The 23,214-nt window shown below is 66.5% G+C and carries 21 protein-coding genes; 5 read left to right on the forward strand and 16 right to left on the reverse strand.

What is annotated here, in order from left to right; translation table 11 throughout:
- The first annotated feature begins 90 nt into the window (after nucleotides 1-90).
- Both AC5Y4D_RS23890 and AC5Y4D_RS23895 read left to right on the forward strand, forming a co-directional pair.
- The gene (locus AC5Y4D_RS23890; protein WP_499993048.1) at nucleotides 91-600 is read left to right on the forward strand and encodes an RNA polymerase sigma factor; all 510 of its coding nucleotides are present in this window, start codon (nucleotides 91-93) and stop codon (nucleotides 598-600) included.
- Nucleotides 597-1,832 carry a VOC family protein gene (locus AC5Y4D_RS23895; protein WP_499993046.1) on the forward strand — a complete coding sequence of 412 codons (1,236 nt, stop codon included), beginning with the start codon at nucleotides 597-599 and terminating at the stop codon, nucleotides 1,830-1,832. Before AC5Y4D_RS23890 ends, AC5Y4D_RS23895 begins: the two co-directional genes overlap by 4 nt.
- Nucleotides 1,833-1,899: 67 nt before the next feature.
- Here AC5Y4D_RS23895 and AC5Y4D_RS23900 read toward each other — a convergent pair whose 3' ends face one another.
- From AC5Y4D_RS23900 to AC5Y4D_RS23935, 8 genes are all read right to left on the reverse strand, one after another.
- Nucleotides 1,900-3,072 carry an NAD(P)/FAD-dependent oxidoreductase gene (locus AC5Y4D_RS23900; protein WP_499993044.1) on the reverse strand — a complete coding sequence of 391 codons (1,173 nt, stop codon included), beginning with the start codon at nucleotides 3,070-3,072 and terminating at the stop codon, nucleotides 1,900-1,902.
- 25 nt (nucleotides 3,073-3,097) lie between these two features.
- Complete coding sequence (locus AC5Y4D_RS23905; protein WP_499993042.1) at nucleotides 3,098-3,913, reverse strand: mycofactocin-coupled SDR family oxidoreductase; 816 nt, start codon at nucleotides 3,911-3,913, stop codon at nucleotides 3,098-3,100.
- A gap of 148 nt (nucleotides 3,914-4,061) precedes the next feature.
- Nucleotides 4,062-4,880, reverse strand: a complete 819-nt coding sequence (locus tag AC5Y4D_RS23910; protein WP_499993040.1) for an SHOCT domain-containing protein — start codon at nucleotides 4,878-4,880, stop codon at nucleotides 4,062-4,064.
- A gap of 147 nt (nucleotides 4,881-5,027) precedes the next feature.
- Entirely contained in the window at nucleotides 5,028-6,218 is a 1,191-nt protein-coding gene (gene tuf, locus AC5Y4D_RS23915) for an elongation factor Tu (protein WP_499944398.1), read from the reverse strand.
- Nucleotides 6,219-6,299: 81 nt separating this feature from the next.
- Nucleotides 6,300-8,405, reverse strand: coding sequence for an elongation factor G (gene fusA, locus AC5Y4D_RS23920; RefSeq protein ID WP_499944397.1), 2,106 nt, complete (start codon nucleotides 8,403-8,405; stop codon nucleotides 6,300-6,302).
- 62 nt (nucleotides 8,406-8,467) lie between these two features.
- Nucleotides 8,468-8,938, reverse strand: a complete 471-nt coding sequence (rpsG, locus tag AC5Y4D_RS23925) for a 30S ribosomal protein S7 (protein ID WP_416892010.1) — start codon at nucleotides 8,936-8,938, stop codon at nucleotides 8,468-8,470.
- Complete coding sequence (gene rpsL, locus AC5Y4D_RS23930; protein ID WP_007167812.1) at nucleotides 8,938-9,312, reverse strand: 30S ribosomal protein S12; 375 nt, start codon at nucleotides 9,310-9,312, stop codon at nucleotides 8,938-8,940. The genes rpsG and rpsL overlap by 1 nt, the downstream gene beginning before the upstream one ends.
- A 261-nt stretch (nucleotides 9,313-9,573) precedes the next feature.
- Entirely contained in the window at nucleotides 9,574-10,203 is a 630-nt protein-coding gene (locus AC5Y4D_RS23935) for a TetR/AcrR family transcriptional regulator (protein ID WP_499944396.1), read from the reverse strand.
- A 137-nt stretch (nucleotides 10,204-10,340) separates the two neighbouring features.
- Here AC5Y4D_RS23935 and AC5Y4D_RS23940 point away from each other — a divergent pair, with 137 nt between their 5' ends.
- The gene (locus tag AC5Y4D_RS23940) at nucleotides 10,341-10,703 is read left to right on the forward strand and encodes a DUF3060 domain-containing protein (protein WP_499993037.1); all 363 of its coding nucleotides are present in this window, start codon (nucleotides 10,341-10,343) and stop codon (nucleotides 10,701-10,703) included.
- Nucleotides 10,704-10,755: 52 nt separating this feature from the next.
- On the opposite strand, the gene AC5Y4D_RS23945 is transcribed toward AC5Y4D_RS23940, so the two are convergent.
- On the reverse strand, nucleotides 10,756-10,950 hold the full coding sequence (locus AC5Y4D_RS23945) for a hypothetical protein (RefSeq protein WP_499993034.1): 195 nt from the start codon (nucleotides 10,948-10,950) through the stop codon (nucleotides 10,756-10,758).
- A 1-nt stretch (nucleotide 10,951) separates the two neighbouring features.
- On the opposite strand from AC5Y4D_RS23945, the gene AC5Y4D_RS23950 reads away from it, so the two are divergent.
- Nucleotides 10,952-11,245, forward strand: coding sequence for a DUF3060 domain-containing protein (locus AC5Y4D_RS23950; RefSeq protein WP_499944393.1), 294 nt, complete (start codon nucleotides 10,952-10,954; stop codon nucleotides 11,243-11,245).
- Nucleotides 11,246-11,248: 3 nt separating this feature from the next.
- Here AC5Y4D_RS23950 and AC5Y4D_RS23955 read toward each other — a convergent pair whose 3' ends face one another.
- The 5 genes from AC5Y4D_RS23955 to AC5Y4D_RS23975 form a co-directional block, all read right to left on the reverse strand.
- The gene (locus AC5Y4D_RS23955; protein ID WP_499993030.1) at nucleotides 11,249-12,031 is read right to left on the reverse strand and encodes a crotonase/enoyl-CoA hydratase family protein; all 783 of its coding nucleotides are present in this window, start codon (nucleotides 12,029-12,031) and stop codon (nucleotides 11,249-11,251) included.
- A complete protein-coding gene (locus tag AC5Y4D_RS23960) occupies nucleotides 12,028-12,756 on the reverse strand; it encodes a PaaX family transcriptional regulator C-terminal domain-containing protein (protein ID WP_499993063.1) in 729 nt (242 codons plus the stop codon). Before AC5Y4D_RS23960 ends, AC5Y4D_RS23955 begins: the two co-directional genes overlap by 4 nt.
- A 17-nt stretch (nucleotides 12,757-12,773) precedes the next feature.
- Nucleotides 12,774-13,712, reverse strand: coding sequence for a crotonase/enoyl-CoA hydratase family protein (locus AC5Y4D_RS23965; protein WP_499944391.1), 939 nt, complete (start codon nucleotides 13,710-13,712; stop codon nucleotides 12,774-12,776).
- Nucleotides 13,709-15,337 carry an acyl-CoA dehydrogenase family protein gene (locus tag AC5Y4D_RS23970; protein ID WP_499993028.1) on the reverse strand — a complete coding sequence of 543 codons (1,629 nt, stop codon included), beginning with the start codon at nucleotides 15,335-15,337 and terminating at the stop codon, nucleotides 13,709-13,711. Before AC5Y4D_RS23970 ends, AC5Y4D_RS23965 begins: the two co-directional genes overlap by 4 nt.
- Nucleotides 15,338-15,402: 65 nt before the next feature.
- Entirely contained in the window at nucleotides 15,403-16,158 is a 756-nt protein-coding gene (locus tag AC5Y4D_RS23975) for a deoxyribonuclease IV (RefSeq protein ID WP_500038389.1), read from the reverse strand.
- Between the two features lie 79 nt (nucleotides 16,159-16,237).
- On the opposite strand from AC5Y4D_RS23975, the gene AC5Y4D_RS23980 reads away from it, so the two are divergent.
- Nucleotides 16,238-18,142, forward strand: coding sequence for a neutral ceramidase (locus AC5Y4D_RS23980; RefSeq protein ID WP_500038391.1), 1,905 nt, complete (start codon nucleotides 16,238-16,240; stop codon nucleotides 18,140-18,142).
- Between the two features lie 18 nt (nucleotides 18,143-18,160).
- On the opposite strand, the gene AC5Y4D_RS23985 is transcribed toward AC5Y4D_RS23980, so the two are convergent.
- Together AC5Y4D_RS23985 and AC5Y4D_RS23990 are read right to left on the reverse strand one after the other, a co-directional pair.
- On the reverse strand, nucleotides 18,161-19,087 hold the full coding sequence (locus AC5Y4D_RS23985; RefSeq protein WP_500038390.1) for a type IV toxin-antitoxin system AbiEi family antitoxin: 927 nt from the start codon (nucleotides 19,085-19,087) through the stop codon (nucleotides 18,161-18,163).
- Between the two features lie 173 nt (nucleotides 19,088-19,260).
- Nucleotides 19,261-23,211 (reverse strand): DNA-directed RNA polymerase subunit beta', encoded by a 3,951-nt coding sequence (locus AC5Y4D_RS23990; RefSeq protein WP_499944388.1) that lies wholly within the window; start codon nucleotides 23,209-23,211, stop codon nucleotides 19,261-19,263.
- Nucleotides 23,212-23,214 lie beyond the last annotated feature (3 nt).

Genomic DNA, 23,214 nt, shown 5'->3' on the forward strand with positions numbered 1-23,214 from the left:
TCGGCACGAAATGGGGGCTTTTGCGTCTGCTCGCCAACTTTTCCGCAGCCTGGGCGTCGGATTTCGCGGCGCCGACGCGACGATAAGGGTGTGAGCGCCCAATCGGACCGCTATGGCGATGCAGCCCGCGCGCTGTTGGCGTTGTACGACACGGCACTACCCGTGGTGTACGGGTACTTCGTCCGCCGCTGCCGCGATCGTGGGACGGCCGAGGATCTGACCTCCGAAACGTTCTTGGCCGCTCTGCAGACCGCGCGGAAGGACGACCGTGCCCCGGTCGGGGTTCCGTGGTTGCTCGGTGTGGCGCGACACAAGCTGGCCGATCACTATCGGCGCAAGCAGGATCCCGAACCGGTCGCCGACCCGCCCGCTGAGTCTCTCGACGAGTGGGACGCCGAGCTGGACCGGTTGGTCGCCGAAAGCGTGCTGACCCGGTTGAGCGACTCACATCGCACGGTGCTGGTGCTGCGCTACATGGACGACTGCACCGTCGGGCAATGCGCCGAATTGATCGGGCGCACTGTGCATGCCACCGAGGCGCTGCTGGTCCGCGCGAAAAGGGCGTTCAGACAACAATATCCGGAAGGGGGCACGTCATGAGTCGACCCGACCCGCTGCACGTGCTGCACACCGAAGACCTTCCGGTGCAACCCGATCCGGCATTCGCGGCCCGACTGCGCCGCCGGTTGGAGTCCGCTTTGGCACTACCCGTAGAGAGGATCGACATGAGCACTACTGAACTGGACGTGACGGTGGTCCCGCGCCCGGCGGCGCTGCCCTACCTGTGCGTCGCGGACGCGCGGGCCGCGATCTCCTGGTACACCGATGCGCTCGGCGGCGTGCTGGTGGGCGAACCAATCGTGATGCCGGACGGGCGAATTGGGCACGCGGAGATCGCTCTGGCCGGTGGGGTGCTCTACCTGGCCGACGAGTATCCCGAATTGGGTTTGAAAGCTCCTGCGCCGGGCGCGGTTTCGGTGAGCCTGATGCTGGCGGTCGAGGACACCGACACGGCGCTGCAGCGCGCACGCGAGCACGGCGCCGACGTCGTGCGCGAAATCGAGGAGAGCCACGGATCACGCAACGCCACCATCGTCGACCCGTTCGGCCACCGGTGGATGCTCACCGGCCCGGTTGGCGCACCCATCCGGCACGGCGACGTCGGCTACATCGCCGTGCGGGTGCCCGACGCCGACCGCGCGGCCGCGTTCTACGGTCACGTGCTGGGCTGGACCTACGATCGCGACTCTCATCAGGTGACCAACACGGATCTGCCGACCGGCATCGTCAGTCACGACGGTCCCCCGACCTTGTTCTGCTGCTACGCGGTCACCGACCTGGCGGCCGTCCGCGCGGCGATCACCGAAGCCGGCGGCAGGACCGGCGACGCACGTCAGACCGCGCACGGCACCGTCCTGGACGCGATCGACTCCCAAGGCGCACCCTTCGCGGTCTTCGAAGCAGCACCGGGACGTAAACGACCGCAGCTCAACGGATCTGGGCCGGGCGAGGTGTCCTACCTCACCTACGAGGCAACAGACTCCGAGGCGTTCCGCGACTTCTACGGCCGGGTGCTGGGGTGGACGTTCGAGCCGGGCCGCGTCGCCGACGGCTGGGCGGTACAGAACGCGCACCCGATGTCGGGCGCCGCCGGCGGTAGTGCAAGCCCGAGCATCGTGCCGATGTGGACCGTCGCCGACATCGACGCGGCGGTACAGCGGGTCCGCGAAGCCGGCGGCACGGTGCTGGCCGAACCGTCGCGGCAGCCCTACGGACTGTCCGCCGAATGCGCCGACGACCAGGGATCGCGGTTCTACCTGGGTCAGTTCTGATGGCGCGAGCAGACGCGAAAGCCCTTCATTTCCCGCGGGAAATGGGGCTTTTGCGTCTGCTCGCCAGCTAACCGAGCATCTCCCCGATCGGCGTCGCGTTGGCGATCTTGGCGCGCACTTTCATGACCTTGCCGGGCAGTCCGCCGCCCACGACGCCGACGAACACACCGTCACGCTCGTAGTACGCCAGGAACTTGCGCCCGTCGTCCTCGACGATGTGCACAGTGTCGGTGGCTTCCGGCTCGCCCAGGCACTGGATCTTGACGTCGTACTGGTCGCTCCAGAAGTACGGGACGACGACGACCGTCGGCACCTCCCGCCCCAGCAGGGCGGGCACCACGACGCGGGCCTGGTCGGCGACGTTGCTCCAATGTTCAACGCGCGCTTGATGTCCCGTGGCATCCTTCCAAGACGCCACATCACCCAGCGCCCAGACATGCGGTGCGCTGGTGCGGCCGGTCTCGTCGCAGATCACGCCGTTGTCGATCTCGACGCCGCTGCCGTCGAGCCAATCGGTCGCCGGGTGCGACCCGATGCCGACCACCACCAGGTCCGCGGACACCTCCGTGCCGTCGGTGAGCACCACGGTGTCGACGTGCCCGTCACCGCGAATCTCGGCCACCCCGAGTCCGGTCCGCACGTCGACGCCCTCGTCGCGGTGCAGGCGCGTCACCAACGCGCCGATCTGCTCGCCGAGGACCGACGCCAGCGGAGTGGGTTGCGGCTCGACCAGAACCACGTCCACCCCCAGGCCGCGCAGGCTGGCCGCCACCTCGCAGCCGATGAAGCCGGCGCCGATGACGACCGCCCGGGTTGCCGACGAAGCATGCGTGCGCAGCGCCATGCTCTCGTCGAACGACCGCAGCACCCGGACCCCTTCCAGGTCGGGGAAGCTCGGAATCCGCCGGGGCACCAGACCGGTGGCGATGACGAGTTCGTCGTAACCGAGGGCAGTTCCGTCGGCCAGTGTCACGGTCTTGGCTGCGGTGTCCAGACCGGTGGCCGCCGAACCCAGCCGCAGGGTGATGTCCTTCTCGTCGTAGAACTCGCGAGGTTTGAGCGCCACGTCGTCGACCTCGCTGCGCAGCACTTCCTTGGACAGCGGCGGCCGGTCGTAGGGCAGGTGTACCTCGTCGCTGACGATGGTGACGGGGCCCTCGTACTCCGCGCGGCGCAACTGCTCGGCGGTCCGGGCGGCGGCGAGTCCACCCCCGACGATCACGATTCCGTTGTTGGTCACGTGGAGTTCATAGCACGCTGGCTGGTCAGTACTTTAGGGCACCCTTATCCACGGGAATCTGCGTGCCCGAGAGCGTGCCGGAACCGTCGCCGGCCAACCAGACGACGACGTCGGACACTTCGTCGGCGGTCATGAATCCCTTGTACTGCATAGGCATTGGCGGGAAGCTGTGCACGAAGCGAGGGTGCTTGGCAAACACTTCCATCATCGCCTCCGGCTCGATCATCGGGGTGTCGACCGAATAGGGGTGGATGGAGTTGACTTTGATGCCGAATTCGCCGAGCTCGATCGCCAGTGTGTTGGTGAGCGCGGTCAGGCCGTACTTGCTGGCCGCGTAGTGGCCGTTGCCCGGGGTCGCCTTGAGACCGGCCGACGAGCTGACCACCACGATGGAGCCGCCGTTGCCGGCCTCGATCATCGCCGGAATCGCGGCGCGCAGCGTGCGCCAGGTGCCGGTGAGGTTGACCCCGATGACGGTGTCCCACTGCTCGTCGGTGAGTTCCCACACGCGTCCCCAACCGAGCACACCGGCGTTGGCCACCACGATGTCCAGGCGGCCGAACTGCTCGACCCCGTCGGACACCAGCTGCCGCAGCGCCGCGTCGTCACGGACGTCGACCTGACGCGCCAACACCTTTCGGCCCTCGGCTTCCACCGCGGCGACGGTCTCGTCGAGATCCTGCGGCGTGGCTGCCGGGTAGGTGATGGTGTCCGAGACCGGCGCGCAGATGTCGGAGGCGATGATGTCGGCGCCTTCGCGCGCCAGCCGTACCGCGTGCGACCGGCCCTGGGCGCGGGCCGCGCCGGTGATGAACGCGACGCGTCCTTCGAGAGATCCCATCCGGTCAGGTTAACAGCGAAACTGAAACGTGTTCTAGTCCGCCCTCCTATCCGGCAAACAGACGCAAAAGCCCCTGTTTTCGGCACGAAAACGGGGCTTTTGCGTCTGCTCGCGAGGCCCCAAGCGGCCGGCCCTCGGCGTCGTGAGTTCAGATCTCGGCGATGATCTGCGCGCGCCGGCTGGCGTATTCCTGGTCGTTGAGCACACCGTCGGCGCGCAGCGAGTCGAGCTCCTGCAGCCGGTCGGCGATCGAGGCCTGCGGGACCGCGAACTCCGCGGCCACCGCCGCGCCCTGCTGAACGGGCTGCTGACCGGCCGCCCGCCGCACCACGGCCAGAACCTGCTGGCGCAGCACGGGATTGGACCGGATATCTACCATGCGGTTGAGCGGAACGTTGTTGGCCTTGAGGATCTGCAGGATCTCCATCAACGGCTCGGTCTGCCCACTGAGGTCATAGGTCCGGTTGTCCTCCTCGATGGTGAACTGGGCCGGCATCTGTCCGGTGACCAAAGCGCTTCGCTCCCAATCGATTCGGTATTGATTGGTGGCGGGATCCACCAAGACGACGCACTTACGGGAGGTCAGCACACCAAGTCGCGAAATGCTGGCGATGACCCGGTCCTCGCTGTCGAACGGCGCGATGCCCGGCCCGGAGATGTGTAGATGTACCTTGACCAGGGGCTGCTCGTTGATCCGGGTCCCGGTCTCGGTCAGGCCCACGATCTGCGCGAGTGCCAGCACGCCGTGCTGCTCGAGGAACTCCGATTTGGCGGCCGACTTGGCGCCCCAGTTGGTCAGGGCGAGGGCGATGAACACGTCTGCCACGGTGATGAGCAAGCCGACATAGAACATCCAGGACAGCACGTCCTGGAATGGCATGAAGAAGTAGACGACCAGGAATATCGGCCCGACCAGTCCGCCGCACAACAGCACCAGCAACTGCATCTTGATGTAGCGCGCCAGCATGTGACCACCCCTCATTGAGCCGGAAAGTTGCCGTCACAGTAGCTTCTACGCCGCGGCTACCGATCACAAGATGGGTGGGCGAGAAGACGCAAAAGCCCCCGAAAACGCAAGTTTTCGGGGGCTTTTGCGTCTGGTCGCGCAGGAACGCTACTTGATGATCTTGGTGACCCGGCCGGCGCCGACGGTGCGGCCACCTTCCCGGATCGCGAACCGCAGACCCTCGTCCATGGCGACGGGCTGGATCAGCTTCACCGAGATGTTGGTGTTGTCACCGGGCATCACCATTTCGGTGCCCTCCGGCAGCGTCACCACACCGGTCACGTCGGTGGTGCGGAAGTAGAACTGCGGACGGTAGTTGTTGAAGAACGGCGTGTGCCGGCCGCCCTCGTCCTTGGACAGGATGTAGACCTGGCCCTCGAACTCGGTGTGCGGGGTGGTGGTGCCGGGCTTGATCACGACCTGGCCGCGCTCGACGTCCTCACGCTTGACACCACGCAGCAGCAGACCGACGTTGTCACCGGCCTGACCCTGGTCGAGCAGCTTGCGGAACATCTCCACACCGGTGACCGTGGTCTTGGTGCTGGTCGGCTTGATGCCGACGATCTCGACTTCCTCGTTCACGTTCACAACACCGCGCTCGACACGGCCGGTCACCACGGTGCCACGACCGGTGATGGTGAAGACGTCCTCGACGGGCATCAGGAACGGCTTGTCGGTGTCGCGGACCGGGTCCGGGATCGACTCGTCGACGGCGTCCATCAGGTCCTCAACGGACTTGACCCAGTCGGCGTCACCCTCGAGCGCCTTGAGCGCCGAAACCCGAACGACGGGGGCTTCCTCGTCGAACTCCTGGGCGGCCAGCAGCTCGCGGACCTCCAGCTCGACGAGCTCGAGCAGCTCCTCGTCGTCGACCGCGTCCGACTTGTTCAGCGCGACCAGGATGTAGGGCACACCCACCTGACGGGCGAGCAGCACGTGCTCACGCGTCTGCGGCATCGGGCCGTCCGTCGCGGCGACCACCAGGATCGCGCCGTCCATCTGGGCGGCACCGGTGATCATGTTCTTGATGTAGTCGGCGTGGCCGGGGGCGTCGACGTGCGCGTAGTGACGCTTCTCGGTCTGGTACTCGACGTGCGCGATGTTGATCGTGATACCGCGCTGACGCTCCTCGGGGGCGTTGTCGATCTGGTCGAACGCCTTCGACTCGTTCAGGTCCGGATATTTGTCGTGCAGGACCTTGGTGATAGCCGCGGTCAGGGTGGTCTTGCCGTGGTCAACGTGACCGATGGTCCCGATGTTGACGTGGGGCTTGGTCCGCTGGAACTTCGCCTTCGCCACTTCTGTGTCCTCCTGGACTGTTGGTGCTTAAAAAAGCAGTGTTTGTTTTTCTGGTTGTGCCGCGGTGGTAACCGGGCCAGCCTACTCGCCGGTCGCCTTGGCGATTATTTCCTTCGACACGTTCGCCGGTACTTCGGCGTAGTTGTCGAACACCATGGAGTAGTTCGCCCGGCCTTGAGTCTTGGACCTCAGGTCGCCGACGTAGCCGAACATCTCCGACAGCGGCACGTGCGCCTTCACGACGCGCGCACCCGCCCGCTCCTCCATGGCCTGGATCTGGCCACGGCGGGAGTTCAGGTCGCCGATCACGTCACCCATGTAGTCCTCGGGTGTGGTGACCTCGACGGCCATGATCGGTTCCAGGATGACCGGTTGCGCTTGCTGCGCAGCCTTTTTCAGCACCTGCGAACCGGCGATCTTGAACGCCATCTCCGACGAGTCGACCTCGTGGAAGGCGCCGTCGAGCAGGGTGACCTTCAAGTTCACCAAGGGGTAGCCGGCCAGCACGCCGTACTGCATGGCGTCCTGCGCACCGGCATCCACCGACGGGATGTACTCGCGCGGGATGCGCCCACCGGTGACCTTGCTCTCGAACTCGTAGGTGGCCCCGTCCTCACTGGTGAACGGCTCCAGGGAGATCTGCACCTTGGCGAACTGGCCGGACCCGCCGGTCTGCTTCTTGTGGGTGAACTCGACGTTCTCCACCTTGCGCCGGATGGTCTCCTTGTAGGCCACCTGCGGCTTGCCGACGTTGGCCTCGACCTTGAACTCGCGGCGCATCCGGTCCACCAGGATGTCCAGGTGCAGCTCGCCCATGCCGCCGATGACGGTCTGGCCGGTCTCCTGGTCCAGGTGCACCTTGAAGGTGGGGTCCTCCTCGGCGAGCTTCTGGATCGACAGGCTCAGCTTCTCCTGGTCGCTCTTGGTCTTGGGCTCGATGGCCACCTCGATGACGGGATCGGGGAAGGTCATCGACTCCAGCACGACCTGGTTGTTCGGGTCGCACAGGGTGTCGCCGGTGGTGGTGTCCTTCAGACCGATCACCGCGTAGATGTGACCGGCCGAAGCCGTGTCCACCGGGTTCTCCTTGTTGGAGTGCATCTGGAACAGCTTGCCCAGCCGCTCCTTCTTGCCCTTGGTCGCGTTGATGACCTGCGAGCCGGAGTCGACCTTGCCCGAGTAAACCCGGACGTAGGTCAGCTTGCCGAAGAACGGGTGCGCGGCGACCTTGAACGCCAGCGCCGCGAACGGCTCCTCGGTCGACGGGTTGCGGGTGATCTCTTCGTCTTCCTTGCCCGGCACGTGCCCGATGGCCGGCGGCACGTCCAGCGGCGACGGCAGGTAGTCGACGACGGCGTCGAGCATGGGCTGCACGCCCTTGTTCTTGAACGCGCTGCCGCACAGCACCGGGTACGCCTCGGAGCTGATGGTCAGCTTGCGCAGCGCGCCCTTGATCTCCTCGACGGTGAGCTCCTCGCCGCCCAGGTACTTCTCCAGCAGCGTCTCGTCGGTCTCGGCGACGGCTTCGAGCAGCTTGGTGCGGTACTCCTCGGCCTGCTCGGCCAGGTCGGCCGGGATCTCGACGGTGTCGTAGGTCTCCCCCAGCTTGGTCTCGCCGCGCCACACCTTGGCGTTCATCTCCACCAGGTCGACGACGCCCTCGAACTCGCTCTCCGAACCGATCGGCAGCTGGACCGGGATGACGTTGGCGCCGAGGCGCTCCTCCATCGTGCGCACCGAGAAGTAGAAGTCCGCGCCGATCTTGTCCATCTTGTTGACGAAGCAGATGCGCGGTACGTCGTACTTGTCGGCCTGCCGCCAGACCTGCTCGGACTGCGGCTCGACGCCTTCCTTGCCGTCGAACACCGCGACCGCGCCGTCCAGAACCCGCAACGAGCGCTCCACCTCGACGGTGAAGTCCACGTGCCCAGGGGTGTCGATCAGGTTGATCTGGTGGTCTTTCCAGAACGTGGTGGTAGCGGCGGAGGTGATGGTGATGCCCCGCTCCTGCTCCTGTTCCATCCAGTCCATGGTGGCGGCACCGTCGTGCACCTCACCGATCTTGTAGCTGATGCCGGTGTAGTAGAGGATGCGCTCGGTGGTCGTGGTCTTACCGGCATCGATGTGCGCCATGATGCCGATGTTGCGGACCTTGCTCAGGTCGGTCAGAACGTCCTTCTGTGCCACAGAAGTCTTCCCACTCTTTCGTTGCTCAGTGATTCGCTATCGGTCGCACTCGCGGGATCCCGTCACCAGCGATAGTGCGCGAACGCGCGGTTCGCCTCGGCCATCTTGTGGGTGTCCTCGCGCCGTTTGACGGAAGCTCCCAGGCCGTTGCTGGCATCCAGGATCTCGTTTGCCAGGCGCTCGACCATCGTCTTCTCCCGACGTTGCCGCGAGAAGCCGACGAGCCAGCGCAGCGCCAGCGTCGTGGACCGGTCCGGGCGCACCTCGACGGGGACCTGGTAGGTGGCACCACCGACGCGGCGGCTGCGCACTTCCAGGGCGGGTTTGACGTTGTCGAGAGCGCGCTTGAGGGTGATGACGGGATCGGTGCCGGTTTTGTCGCGGGCCTGCTCGAGCGCACCATAGACAATGCGCTCAGCCAGCGATTTCTTCCCCTTCAGCAGAACTTTGTTCACCAACTGGGTGACCAGCTGCGACCCGTACACCGGGTCGTTGACCAGCGGACGCTTGGGTGCGGGCCCCTTGCGCGGCATCAGCTCTTCTCCTTCTTGGCGCCGTAACGGCTGCGGGCCTGCTTGCGGTTCTTCACGCCCTGGGTGTCCAGCGAACCGCGGATGATCTTGTAGCGCACACCGGGCAGGTCCTTCACCCGGCCGCCACGCACCAGCACCATCGAGTGCTCCTGCAGGTTGTGGCCCTCACCGGGGATGTAGGCCGTGACCTCAACCTGGCTGGTCAGCTTCACACGGGCGACCTTCCGAAGCGCCGAGTTCGGCTTCTTCGGGGTGGTGGTGTACACGCGGGTGCACACGCCACGACGCTGCGGGCTGCCCTTCAGGGCCGCGGTCTTGACCTTGGCGATCTTGTCGCGACGACCCTTGCGGACCAGCTGCTGAATGGTTGGCATCTACCGGCTTTCTCTGTTCTCGTTCAACGTCAAGTCTCTGTACTGCAGTTATGCCCGCGCGCGTTACCCCGCGTCCGGGCGTGTCGCACGCGCTCAGCACCGGCAAAAGAATCCGATGCATCATGGACATGCGAATTAGCCCGGCATTCGTTCCCTTACGTCAGGCGCCGTAAGCCGCCAGGCACGAGCCACCACATTACCCGCCCCCGGTCTGACAGGTCAAAATGGCCGTCGGCCCGGGTTCTACCAGCGTATAAGCGCTTAGCGGGCGGTACGGGTGTCCATCCCGGCCGCCAACCGCAGCACCATGTCGGTGAACACGGCGTCGGTGTCGATGTCGTCCATCACCCCGGTCATCTCCAGCAACACGAAGCCGTGCATCGCCGACCAGAACTCCAGCGCGGCGTAGAACGCCTCGTCACCCTGCAAGCCGTAGGACGACAAGACGGCGATGACCGGACCGGCCGCGCCGCGGGTCGCCGCCGAGTACTCCGGGTCGTCACCGCCGAACGGCATCCGGGTGAACGCGGAGTACCGGCCCGGGTGGTGATGGGCGTAGCTGCGATAGGCGCCGGCCATGACCAGGACGGCGTCGTCGCGGGCGCGGCCCTCGCCGACGCGGTTCAGCATGGTGATGATGTCGTCGATGACCCGGATGCGCACCGCCCGGCGCAGGTCCTCCAGGCTGTCGACGTGGTTGTACAGCGAGGGCCCTTTGGTCCCGAGCTGGGTCGCCAGGGCGTTGATGGTCAGCGAATCCCAGCCTTCGCGGTCCAGGAAGGTCAGCGCACCGTCGACGATGCCGTCGCGGCTCAGCTTGGCCTGGCGGGCTCCGGACCTCCCGCCGCGCGCACGGCCACCGGTCGACGGTGCATCCGGCTGAGCTGCCATGACTAATGACTCTAGTTGACCGGTCCGCGCGCCCACCGTTTCACCATGCGTGGTTATCCGGTTTGGGTCTGTCGTCCCACCGGCGATTGCACGTAGGCTCAGACCCACATCACCCGCCCAGCGAAGGGGGGCTCGCCGTGAGATGGACGGCCGCCGCCGGAACCGCGGCCCTGGCCGCAGTCACCATTGTCGTCGCACCCCTGGCGCACGCCAAGAACGGCGACACCCACATCACCGGCCAGGGCGTCGAAACCACCATCGACTGCAACGATTCCACGCTCTTCGTCAACGGGACCTCCAACACCATCACCGCTAAGGGAACCTGCTGGGCGGTCACGATGATGGGGACCTCCAACACCGTCATCGCCGACACCGTCGTCAACGACATCACGGTGTACGGCTACGACGGGACGGTGTACTTCCACAACGGCGATCCCGTCATCTGGGACCGCGGCCGCGAACTGGGCATGACCAACCGAATCCAGCGGGTCGGCCCCTAGGGGCCCAGAAATAGGAAGAGAATCGAGTAACTATGCGCCCCAACACATCTGGTCACTCGTCTCCGGCATCGCGAGCGGCAGCATTGGTCGGCGCGCTGGCCATCGCGGCAGCAGGCGGAGTGGTCGCATGCAGTTCGACGGCCTCGCCCCCGGGCGGCAACGGCACGACGTCGTCGTCGTCGGCCTCGAGCAAGTCTTCTTCCTCGGCAAGCAGTGGGACCGCCGAGTCCACAGACGAGAACCCCACTTTGAGCACCTCGGTCGAGGTGGGCGACACCGTCGTCTACGCGTACATGGGGCAGACCGCCACCATTTCCTGCGAAGAAGGCAAGTCGCTGAACGTGACCGGCGGGGACAACACGCTGACCGTCAACGGCACCTGCGAGACGGTGAGCGTGATCGGCAGCAACAACAAGATCACCATCGACAACGTCACCAAACGCATCCGGGTGGGCGGAATGGACAACACCGTCACCTACCGCAACGGTGACCCGAAGGTGGACAAGTTGGGTCCCAACAACACCGTGACCAAGGGCGGCTGACCGCTACTGTTCGGCGGCACCGCTCGCCGGCGCCCCGTGCCGGCCCGCCCCGGCGGCAAACCTCGCCGCGCCCCGTAACGACTCACCGGCGACCCGGGAGATGCTCGCGAACTCGAGGTCCATGGCGGCGGACTCGGGCAGCCCCCACTGGTGCAACGCCGACAATCGATCCGACCGCAGACACTGCTGCGGAAGCGCGGCCAGTTCGGTGGCCAGCTGCTGGGCGGCTTGTGCCGCTTGCCCTTTGGGCACCACCCGGTTGGCCAGCCCGATGGCCAGTGCCTCGTCGGCGTTGACCGCGCGGCCGGTGAGGATCATGTCCATCGCCCGGCTGTGCCCGATCAGCCGCGGTAGCCGCACCGTCCCGCCGTCGATGAGCGGCACTCCCCAGCGGCGGCAGAACACGCCGAACACCGCGTCCTCCCCGGCCACCCGCAGGTCGCACCACAACGCCAGTTCCAGGCCGCCGGCCACCGCGTAGCCGTCGACCGCGGCGATCACCGGTTTGGACAACATCATCCGCGACGGACCCATCGGGCCCGGCCCGGTACGGTGCACCGCGTTGGCCTGCGGGGTGCCGAAGGCCTTCAAATCCGCTCCGGCACAGAAGGTTCCGCCTTCGCCGCGCAACACGGCGACGGCGGCGGTTTCGTCGCGATCGAATTGATCGAAGGCCGCGTAGAGCGCCGCCGCCGTCGGACCGTTGACCGCGTTACGCGCCTCGGGCCGGTTGATGCTGACGGTGATCACCGGGCCGTCGCGTTCCACCCGCACCAGATCACTCATGTCGCCTCCTGGAGTTGTCGCCTCGGGTCGTCACGTCGCTGTGCCAGTTCGGTGGCGAAATCGTGGTAGGCCGAGCGCAATCGGGCGCCCGGCCAGTCGTCGGGCAGCAGTTCGTCGGGCAGCATCGGATCGGTCAGCAAATGGCGTACCACCGCAGCGGCCACCACGAACCGGCCCGGGACATCGGTCGCTTGCGCGATCTCGTCGAGCAGTCTGATCCCGGCGGCGGCCCACTCGGTCAGGTCCCACAACTGTCTTGCCAACTCGGCGGGCGCCTCGTCGCGCGCTGTGAGCACCCGCACCCGCGCGGCGACATCGGTGTCCAGTTCCAGGTCGAGGTTGTCCGGGCGCATCCAGACACCTTCCCGCAACTCACCGAAGCGCTTGCCGTGCATGATGTTTCGTAGCGCCGCGCGGTTGCGCGGGTCGATGCCCACACTGGTGACGACGACTACCTGCCAGTCGCCGCGCCACGGCCGGGTGCGCGGGCGCATGGCCTCGTCCTGACGGCGTTGCCGGGCCAACAGCCGATCCGAGAGCCGGTAACCGTCGGCCGAACGGATCAGGTCCCCGGCACCGACCATGCGGGTCAGCGCCACCCGTAGCGCGGACTCCTTGATGCCGAAATCTGCTGTCAGAGTGATTAATTCGCTGGCGCGGGCCCAGGCGGGGTGGGCGCCCAGCAGCACGCTGAGCACCACCGACCGAGCGGTCATGCGGGTCAGCGGTTTCGGCATGGGCGCTACACCTGGGAGCTTTTCCGGCCGTAGTCGCCGAACGGTTCGTCGCGGTGCTTGACGGCGTCCCGGAAGCCGTGTTCGACGGCGTCGGCGACGAATGCGTGGCCTTCGGGAGTGTGCCGGGCGACGCCGTCGAACACCGTGCTGACCATCCGGCTGGTGCCCACACCTTGTTGCAGCAGTGGGGCATTGAGCGCGAGCTTGATCATGATCAGCTGGTTGACCGGCAGTGCGGCGATGCGGGCGACCAGTCGCTCGGTGCGCTCGTCGAGGTCGTCGGGCTCGGGCGCTTCGACCGCCAGACCCCACTCGGCGGCCTGGGCACCGGTGATGCAGTCGCCGGTGAACAGCAGGCGTTTGGCGCGCTGGTCACCCAGCCGGTGCGCCCACAGGCCCGCCGCCGGTACACCCCACACCCGGGTGGGAGGGTAGCCGATCTTGGCGTCGGCGGCGGTGATCACCTGGTCGGCGTGCAGGGCGATGTCGGTGCCGCCGGCCACGCAGTAGCCGTGAATCTTGACGACGGTCGGCTTGTCGCAATGCATCAGGCTGGCGAACCCGCGCACGAACCGGCTCATCATCTGATAGTCGATCATCGGGTCCCACGGCTGGTTGGGCAGATGGTTGACGCCCTGGGTCTTGCCGTCCAGCACGGTGCCCCGGTAACTGCCTTCACCGCCCGCCGATCCGGTCCGGTCGGCATAGGCGGACAGGTCGAAACCCGCGCAGAAACCCTCCCCCCGCCCGGACACCAGGATCACGTGCACGTTCGGATCGAGGTCGGCGCGCTCGACCAACGCCGAGAGCTCCAGCGGAGTGTCGGCGATGATCGCGTTGCCCTTCTCGGGCCTATTGAAGGTGATGCGCGCGATCCGGTCGGTGACCTCGTAGGTCATCGTCTTGAGGTTGTCGAAATCGACCGGCCTGATGGCGTGCGTCACCCTTTCACCAAGGCACGCTCGAGGATCGGCGCCAGATCCAGACCCGTGGGCATGGTGCCGAACGCCCCGCCCCACTGCCCGCCGAGTCGGGTGGCCAGGAATGCCTCGGCGACCGCGGGATGTCCGTGCCGCAGCAACAGCGATCCCTGCAAGGCCAGGCAGATGTCCTCGGCGATCTTGCGGGCGCGGTATTCGATGGTGTCCAGATCGGTCAGCTGACGTTGCAGCTGCTCGACGTGGGTGTCCTGGCGGGTGTCCTGACCGGTCGTCTGCGCCAGTTCGTCGAACAGCACTTCGACGGATTCGGGCCGAGTTGCCATGGCACGCAACGTGTCCAGCGCACTGACGTTGCCCGAACCCTCCCAGATCCCCATCAACGGTGCCTCACGGTAGAGCCGCGGCATGCCCGAGTCTTCGACATAACCGTTGCCGCCCAGGCACTCCAGCGCTTCGGCGGCATGCGGGGTGGACCGCTTGCACACCCAGTACTTGCTGGCCGCCAGCCCGATGCGGCGCAACAGCGCCTCGCGCTGGTCGCCGCGCACTGCCTTGTCGGTGGCTCCGGCCATGCGCATCGCCACGATGGTGGCGGCCTCGGCTTCCACCGCTAAATCGGCCAGCACGTTGCGCATCGCCGGCTGGTCGATCAGATAGGCGCCGAACGCTTTTCGGTGTTGGGCGTGATAGATGGCGCGGGTGAGACCGGTGCGCATGCTGGTGGCGCTGCCCAGCGTGCAGTCCAACCGGGTGAGGTTGACCATCTCGATGATGGTCGGCACACCGCGGCCCTCCTCGCCGACCAGCCAGGCGGTGGCGCCGTCGTATTCGACCTCGCTGGAGGCGTTGGCGTGATTGCCGAGCTTGTTCTTGAGCCGCTGCAGGAACATCCGGTTGCGGGTGCCGTCGGGCAGGATGCGCGGCAGCATGAAGCACGACAAGCCTTTTGGCGCCTGGGCCAGGACCAGGAAGATGTCGCACATCGGCGCCGAGGTGAACCATTTGTGGCCGCGCAGACTGTACGTGCCGTCGCCGTTCGGCGTCGCTTCGGTGGTGCCGGCGCGCACATCCGAGCCGCCCTGTTTCTCGGTCATCGACATGCCGGCGGTGATGCCGGGCTTCGTGACGGCCAGCTTGAGTTGCGGGTCGTACTCGCGGCTGGTCAGCAGCGGCTCGTACACCGCCGCGAGTTCGGGATTGAACCGCAGTGCCGGCACCACGGCGTAGGTCATGGAGATGGGGCAGATGTGGCCGGGCTCCACCGTCCACACCGATGTCTTGGCCGCGCGCACCACGTGCGAACCGGGCCGGTCATCGGCCCAGGGCGCGCCGTGCAGGCCGTGCGCGATCGCAGTGCGCATCAACTCGTGATAGGCGGGGTCGTACTCCACTTCGTCAATGCGGTGCCCGACCCCGTCGTGGGTGTGCAGGACGGGGCGGTTGCGATCGGCCAGCTCACCCCAGCGCTGGGCTTGAGGGCTACCCGAGAGGGCACCGAGTTCGGTCACCTCGTCCAGGCCCCACTGCCCGCCTTCGCGGATCAGCGCTTCGATGAGCACCGGCGAGGACGCGGGGTTGTAGTTCTCCAGTTGCGGAACCTGGTTGGTGACGACGTGCGTATCGGACATGGGGACAATGTTACATTTTCCCGACAACCGCACAAGGGGTGTAATGCCCGTGCCGCGCCAAGCCGTCAGCCGCCGACGTGCTCTCGCAAGAAAGCGATGTCGTCTTTGCGGCCCTCGTCGGCGGTCTCGCAGATCACCGGCGCGTCAGCGGATTTCACGACGGCCACCAGCAACTCCGGGTCGATCTGGCCGGTGCCGAAGTTGGCGTGCCGGTCGGCGCCCGAACCGGCCGCGTCGCGTGAGTCGTTGCAGTGCACCAGGTCGATGCGGCCGGTCAACGCCTTGATGCGTTCGACGGCGTCGACGAGCGCCTCGCCCGCGGCCCACGCATGGCAGGTGTCCAGGCAGAAGCCGATGCCGGTGTCGCCAATGTGGTCCCAGAGCCGGCCGATGGTGTCGAAGTAGCGGGCCATCGCATGGTCACCGCCGGCGGTGTTCTCCAAGAGCACCTGCACGTCGGTCTCGAGGTACTGCAGCGCCTTGACCCACCGTTCGAAACCGGCTTCCATGTCGTCGTCGTCGGCGTGCCCGCCGTGCACGATCACCGCTGTCGCGTCGATGGCCGCGGCGGCGTCGCAGGTGTCCTGCAGGATCTTGCGTGACGGGATCCTGATGCGGTTGTTGGCCGATGCCACGTTGATCAGGTACGGAGCGTGCACGTACAGCGGCACGTCGGATGCCTTCAGCGTCTCCGCGTCGTCGCGCGGCTTGGGCTTCTTCCAACTCTGCGGATTACCGAGGAAGAACTGCACCACGTCGGCGCCGTCCGCAGCGGCGGCGGCCAGGGGATCGTCTTCACGGACATGTGAACCGATAAGCACTTGGCCAGTTTAGTGAGTTCCGGCAGTCACTGCGCTTAAGGTGTGAGTCCGTAGGCACGCCGAGGTGGAGGTGGTGGCAATGCTGTCAGTCGGGCGCGGCATCGCCGACATCACCGGTGAAGCCACCGAATGCGGGATGCTGGGCTACGGCAAGGTCGAGCAGCGCACCGCGGGTATACACCTCCGATTGCGTTCGCGCGCATTCGTTTTCGACGACGGGCAGCGGCGGCTGTTGCTGGTGGTCGCGGAACTGCCGCTGCCGATGCAGAACGTGACCGACGAAGTGCTGCGCCGACTCGCGATGGCGTACGGCGACACCTACGCGGCGCACAACACCTTGATCACCACCACCCACACCCACTCCGGACCCGGCGGATATTGCGGGCACCTGCTCTACAACCTGACGACCAGCGGCTTCCGGCCGGCTACCTTCGGGGCGATCGTCGACGGCATCGTCGAGTCGGTCCGGCACGCCCACGACGACGTGGCATCCGCCGAGGTGGCGCTGTCACACGGCCAATTGCAGGACGCCAGCATCAACAGGTCGCCCTCGTCGTTCGACCGCAACCCGTCGTCGGACCGGGAATTCTTCCCCGACCGCATCGACCCCCTCACCACCCTGATACGCATCGATCGCGGCGATCGGACCGTGGGCGCGATCCACTTCTTCGCCACCCACGGCACCAGCATGACCAACCGCAACCTGCTCATCTCCGGGGACAACAAGGGCTTCGCGGCCTACCACTGGGAGCGCGCGGTGCACGGTGCGGACTACCTGCTCGGCCAGCCCGACTTCATCGCCGCGTTCGCCCAGACCAACCCCGGCGACATCAGCCCCCACGTGGAGGGGCCGATCGCCTACGGCCCGGGCACCGTGGAAGAGGAACTCGGCAACACCCGGCGCATCGGGTTGTCCCAATTCGAGGACGCGGTAGCGCAATTGGGCAACGGAACGCCGATCGGCGACGAGCTCGACTCCCGGCTGACCTATGTGGACCTCAGTTCCGTACTGGTGCGCGGTGAATTCACCCCCGACGGTGACGAACACCGCACCGGACGGCCGATGATCGCCGCGTCGATGTTCGCCGGGACCGACGAGGGCGAAGGCTTCAACGGATTCCGTCAGGGTCGAAACCCGTTCTGGGACAGGCTATCCAACACCGTCTACCGCCTCGCCAAGTCGGTTGGATCGGTGCAGGCCCCGAAGGGCATGGTGATACCGGTGCGGCTGCTGAATCGGCTGCAGCCCTTCATCCAGGAAGTCGTACCCGTCCAATTGCTGCGGATCGGGCGACTCTATTTGATCGCCATCCCGGGAGAACCGACCATCGTGGCCGGGCTCCGGTTGCGTCGGACAGTGGCCTCGATCGTCGGTGCCGAGCTGAATGACGTGCTCTGCGTTGGCTATTCGAATGCCTACATGCACTATGTGACCACGCCCGAGGAATACCTCGAACAGCGGTACGAGGGCGGCAGCACGCTGTTCGGGCGGTGGGAGTTGCCCGCGCTGATGCAGACCGTCGCCGGACTCGCCGAGGCGATGCGCGACGGCCGAACGGTAGCTCCCGGCCGCAAAGCGCGACCCCGCAAGCCGCGCAGCTGGTTGCGGAAAGCACCCGCCGACAGCGGCTCGTTCGGGGCGATCCTCGACGAGCCCTCCGGAACGCACCGGCCCGGCGAGACGGTGGAGGCCGCGTTCGTCAGCGCACATCCCAACAACGACCTACACCGCAACCGGACATTCCTGGAGGTCGTCCGCCTCGACGGCGAGGAGTGGGTGCGGGTCGCCGACGACGGCGACTGGTCGACGACGTTCCGCTGGCAGCGCGACGGTCGGGCCGGCTCACGCGTGCGCATCCGGTGGGACATCCCCGCCGATGCGCCGCCGGGGCAGTACCGGATCGTGCACCACTACACCGCCCGCGACACCCACGGCCGACTCGAACCGTTCGTCACCACGACGCGGGAGTTCACGGTCGGCTGAGGTGCGCGCACGGTCGCCTTACGTTGCGCGAGCAGACGCAAAAGCCCCCAATTGCGGTGCAATTTGGGGGCTTTTGCGTCTGCTCGCCAGGTGGTACTTGACGCGATCGGCGAGGCCGACCGGGTCGTGGCGGACGTCATCGACCGTGACCGGCATCGTCAACCAGCCACATTCACCCAGCCGCGCGGTTTTCAACCGGTCGTGCAACAGCGCGTCGCGACCCAGATGCCATTGCACGCTGTCGTACTCAGCGACCACCATGGCCTCCGGCCACGCGAAGTCGACCCGCCACACCCTGCCGTACTGGTCCACGATGTTGTACTGCAGCTCGGCCGTCGGCACCTGGTTGTCGATGAACACCAGCCGCACCTCGCTTTCCATCGGCGACTCGGCACGCCCGTCGGCATAACCGATCAGCTCCCGAACTTGGACGATCCCGCGTCGGCCCTTCTGCTCGCGGATGGCCACGGTGAGTTCGCCACTGGTGCACGCCCCGATGTGCAGAGCGGCGTCGAGCGTGGCCAGGCTGCGCGGGCGCCGCAGCGACCGCGCCACTTCGACCACCGTCCAGGCCGGCGCGGTCGCCAGTCGGCCCTCCACCCGTCGCAGCGGCGCGCCGACTCGTTGATGCACCATCAGTCCCCGCGACGGTCGCATGCGCACCCCCGGATCCAGGATGTGGAGGCGCGAAGTGCGCTCGGTATCGAAGCCGTACAGCGCCGCCGCGGTACCCATGCAGGCGACGATCGGCTCGCGAGCCAACAGGTCCAACGCCTTCAGCTGGTCCAGCACGTCAGGTTCGCGGAGGCCGTAGACCCCGCGCCAGACCCGAATGAGCTTGCCCGCCTTGACAAGTCCGGCAAGGCGCTTGCGGGTCATCGTGGTCAGGAGTTGGGTGGTGGTCGCGAGTCCGCTGTCAGGCGAAAGGCCGGTGTGGATGTCCATGCGCCAGATGGTGGCGGGTGTCGGCCTACGCTAACAGTCACGCATGTGCCAGACCGCGCTGTTGTGTGGACAAAAGTCCCGGTGTGGACACCAAACCTGGTGCGCGAAGAGACGCAAAAGCCCCCGAAAACCTTGGTTTTCGGGGGCTTTTGCGTCTGCTCGCGCAGGAAACGCTACCGGTAGTCGCTGTACCCGTAGTCGTCCAGCGGAACCGCAGCACCGGTGGCCTGACCGAAGTCCGGGCTGTAGTACTGGTCCTCGTAGGACGGGATGGTGTACGCCGCGGCGCGGGCTTCCTCGGTCGGCTGCACCTGGATGTTGCGGTACCGGTTGATGCCGGTACCGGCCGGGATCAGCTTTCCGATGATCACGTTCTCCTTCAGACCGTTGAGCTTGTCACTGCGGCAGTTGATCGCCGCATCGGTCAGCACCCGCGTGGTCTCCTGGAACGACGCCGCACTCAACCACGAGTCGGTGGCCAGCGACGCCTTCGTGATACCCATCAGCACCGGACGGCCGGCTGCGGGCTCGCCGCCCTCGGCCACCACCCGACGGTTCTCCGCCTCGAACTCCGCACGGTCGATCAGCGAGCCGGGCAGGAACTCCGTCGCGCCCGAGTCGATGATGGTGACGCGGCGCAGCATCTGGCGGACGATCACCTCGATGTGCTTGTCGTGGATCGACACACCCTGCGCCCGGTAGACCTCCTGGACCTCGCGGACCAGGTGAATCTGCACCTCGCGCGGGCCCTGCACCCGGAGCACCTCGTGCGGGTCGGCCGAGCCTTCCATCAGCTGCTGGCCCACCTCGACGTGGTCGCCGTCGGACAGCACCCGCTCGGAACCGTCCTCGTGCTTGAACACCCGCAGTCGCTGACGCTTGGACAGCTTGTCGTAGACCACTTCCTCGCCGCCGTCGTCGGGAACGACGGTGATCTTGTAGAAGCGCTCCCCGTCCTCGAGCCGCACCCGGCCCGTGACGTCGGCGATCGGCGCCTTGCCGCGCGGGATGCGAGCCTCGAACAGCTCCTGGACACGCGGCAGACCGCCGGTGATGTCCTCACCCACACCACCCTGGTGGAAGGTACGCATGGTCAGCTGCGTGCCGGGCTCACCGATGGACTGGGCGGCGACGATGCCGACCGCCTCGCCGATGTCGACGAGCTTGCCGGTCGCCATCGACCGCCCGTAGCAGGTGGCACAGACGCCGGTGCCGGTGGTGCAGGTCAGCACCGAACGCACCTTGACCGAGGTGATACCCGCGGCCAGCAGCGCCTCGATGGACGGGTCGCCCAGGTCCTCACCGCGGGCGACGACGACGTTGCCGGCCTCGTCGACCGCGTCGGTGCCCAGAGTCCGTGCGTACGCCGAGGTTTCGATGTACGGGTCGCGGATCAGGGTGCCGTCCGGCTGACGCTCGGCCAGTTCGACGACGATGCCCCGCTCGGTCTGGCAGTCGTGCTCGCGCACGATGACGTCCTGGGAGACGTCCACCAGACGACGGGTCAGGTAGCCGGAGTCGGCCGTACGCAAAGCCGTGTCCGCCAAGCCCTTTCGAGCACCGTGGGTGTTGATGAAGTACTCCAGCACGGTCAGGCCCTCACGGAACGAGGACTTGACCGGACGCGGGATGAACTCACCCTTGGGGTTGGTCACCAGACCCTTCATGCCGGCCAGCGTCCGGGTCTGGGTGAAGTTACCCGTGGCACCCGAGTCGACGATGGTGATGATTGGGTTGTCGCTGGGGTAGTGCTCCCGCAGCGCCTGGCCGACCTCGTCGGTGGCTTCCTTCCAGATCTCCACCAGTGCCTCATTGCGCTCGTCGTGGTTCAAAGCGCCGCGCTGGAACTGCTTTTCGACCTTCTCCGCGCGCTCCTCGTAGTGGTCGAGGATCTCCTTCTTACGCGGCGGCACCAGCACGTCGGCCATCGAGACCGTGACGCCGCTGCGGGTCGCCCAGTAGAAACCGGCGTCCTTCAGCTTGTCGACGGTCTGCGCGACCACGATCATCGGGTAGCGCTCGGCCAGGTCATTGATGATCGCGGCCTGCACCTTCTTGTGCATCTGCTTGTTCACGAACGCATAGCCCAGCGGCAGCAGCTCGTTGAACAACACCCGGCCCAGCGTGGTCTCGGCCACCCAGGCATCCCCCGGCTGCCAGCCGTTGGCGCCGAAGCGCTCGGCCTCGATGTCGGCCGGCGGACGCAGCTGGGTCAGCCGCACCTTGATCTTGGCCCGCACCGACAGCACACCGCGGTCGGCAGCCATGATCGCCTCGGCCGGCGACGAGTACACGCCCGACTCCGGGGTGTCGCCCGAGGCCGGCTGGTACTCGCCCTTGTCGCCCTCGACCTCTGTGGTCAGGTAGTACAACCCGGTCACCATGTCCAGACGCGGCATGGCCAGCGGACGGCCGGAGGCCGGCGACAGGATGTTGTTGCTCGACAGCATCAGGATGCGGGCCTCGGCCTGCGCCTCCGCCGAGAGCGGCAGGTGCACGGCCATCTGGTCACCGTCGAAGTCGGCGTTGAACGCCTCACACACCAACGGGTGCAGCTGAATTGCCTTGCCCTCCACCAGCATCGGCTCGAAGGCCTGGATGCCCAACCGGTGCAGCGTGGGTGCGCGGTTCAGCAGCACCGGATGCTCGGCGATGACCTCTTCGAGGACGTCCCACACCTGCGGACGCTGCCGCTCCACCATGCGCTTGGCGCTCTTGATGTTCTGCGCGTGGTTGAGGTCCACCAGCCGCTTCATCACGAACGGCTTGAACAGCTCGAGTGCCATCAGCTTGGGCAGACCGCACTGGTGCAGCTTGAGCTGCGGACCGACCACGATGACCGAACGGCCCGAGTAGTCGACACGCTTACCCAGCAGGTTCTGCCGGAACCGGCCCTGCTTGCCCTTGAGCAGATCGGAGAGCGACTTCAGCGGGCGGTTACCCGGCCCGGTGACCGGACGGCCGCGACGGCCGTTGTCGAACAGCGCGTCGACGGACTCCTGCAGCATCCGCTTCTCGTTGTTGACGATGATCTCGGGCGCGCCGAGGTCGATCAGTCGCTTGAGGCGGTTGTTCCGGTTGATCACGCGGCGGTACAGGTCGTTGAGGTCCGACGTGGCGAAGCGGCCACCGTCGAGCTGCACCATCGGGCGCAGTTCCGGCGGGATGACCGGGACGGCGTCGAGCACCATGCCCATCGGCGAGTTGCCCGACTGCTGGAAGGCAGCAACCACCTTCAGCCGCTTGAGGGCACGAAGCTTCTTCTGCCCCTTGCCGTTTCGGATCACGTCACGCAGCGACTCGGCTTCGGCGTCGATGTCGAAGTTCTCGATCAGCTTCTGGATCGACTCCGCGCCCATGGCGCCGGTGAAGTACTCGCCGTAGCGGTCCTGCAGCTCGCGGTACAGGTTCTCGTCCACGATCAGCTGCTTGGGCGCCAACTTGGTGAAGTTGGTCCAGATTTCCTCGAGCCGGTCCAGCTCGCGCTGGGCACGGTCGCGCAGCTGACGCATCTCACGCTCGCCGCCGTCGCGCACCTTGCGCTTGGCGTCGGCCTTGGCGCCCTCGGCCTCCAGCTCGGCCAGGTCGGCTTCCAGCTTCTGCGCGCGGGCCTCCAGGTCGGCGTCGCGCTGGTCCTCGACGGCCTTGCGCTCCACCACCATCTCGGCTTCGAGCGTGGACAGCTCGTTGTGCCGCATCTCGTCGTCGACCGCGGTGATCACGTAGGCGGCGAAGTAGATGATCTTCTCGAGGTCCTTGGGCGCCAGGTCCAGCAGGTAGCCCAGACGCGACGGGACGCCCTTGAAGTACCAGATGTGGGTGACCGGGGCGGCCAGCTCGATGTGGCCCATCCGCTCCCGGCGCACCTTGGCGCGGGTCACCTCGACGCCGCAGCGCTCACAGATGATGCCCTTGAAGCGCACGCGCTTGTACTTGCCGCAGTAGCACTCCCAGTCGCGAGTCGGTCCGAAGATCTTCTCGCAGAACAGGCCGTCCTTCTCCGGCTTGAGCGTGCGGTAGTTGATGGTCTCCGGCTTCTTGACCTCGCCGTAGGACCACTGGCGGATGTCCTCCGCAGTGGCCAGACCGATACGGAGTTCATCGAAGAAGTTGACGTCTAGCACGTA

It is taken from the genome of Mycobacterium sp. NGS67, from assembly GCF_059812185.1.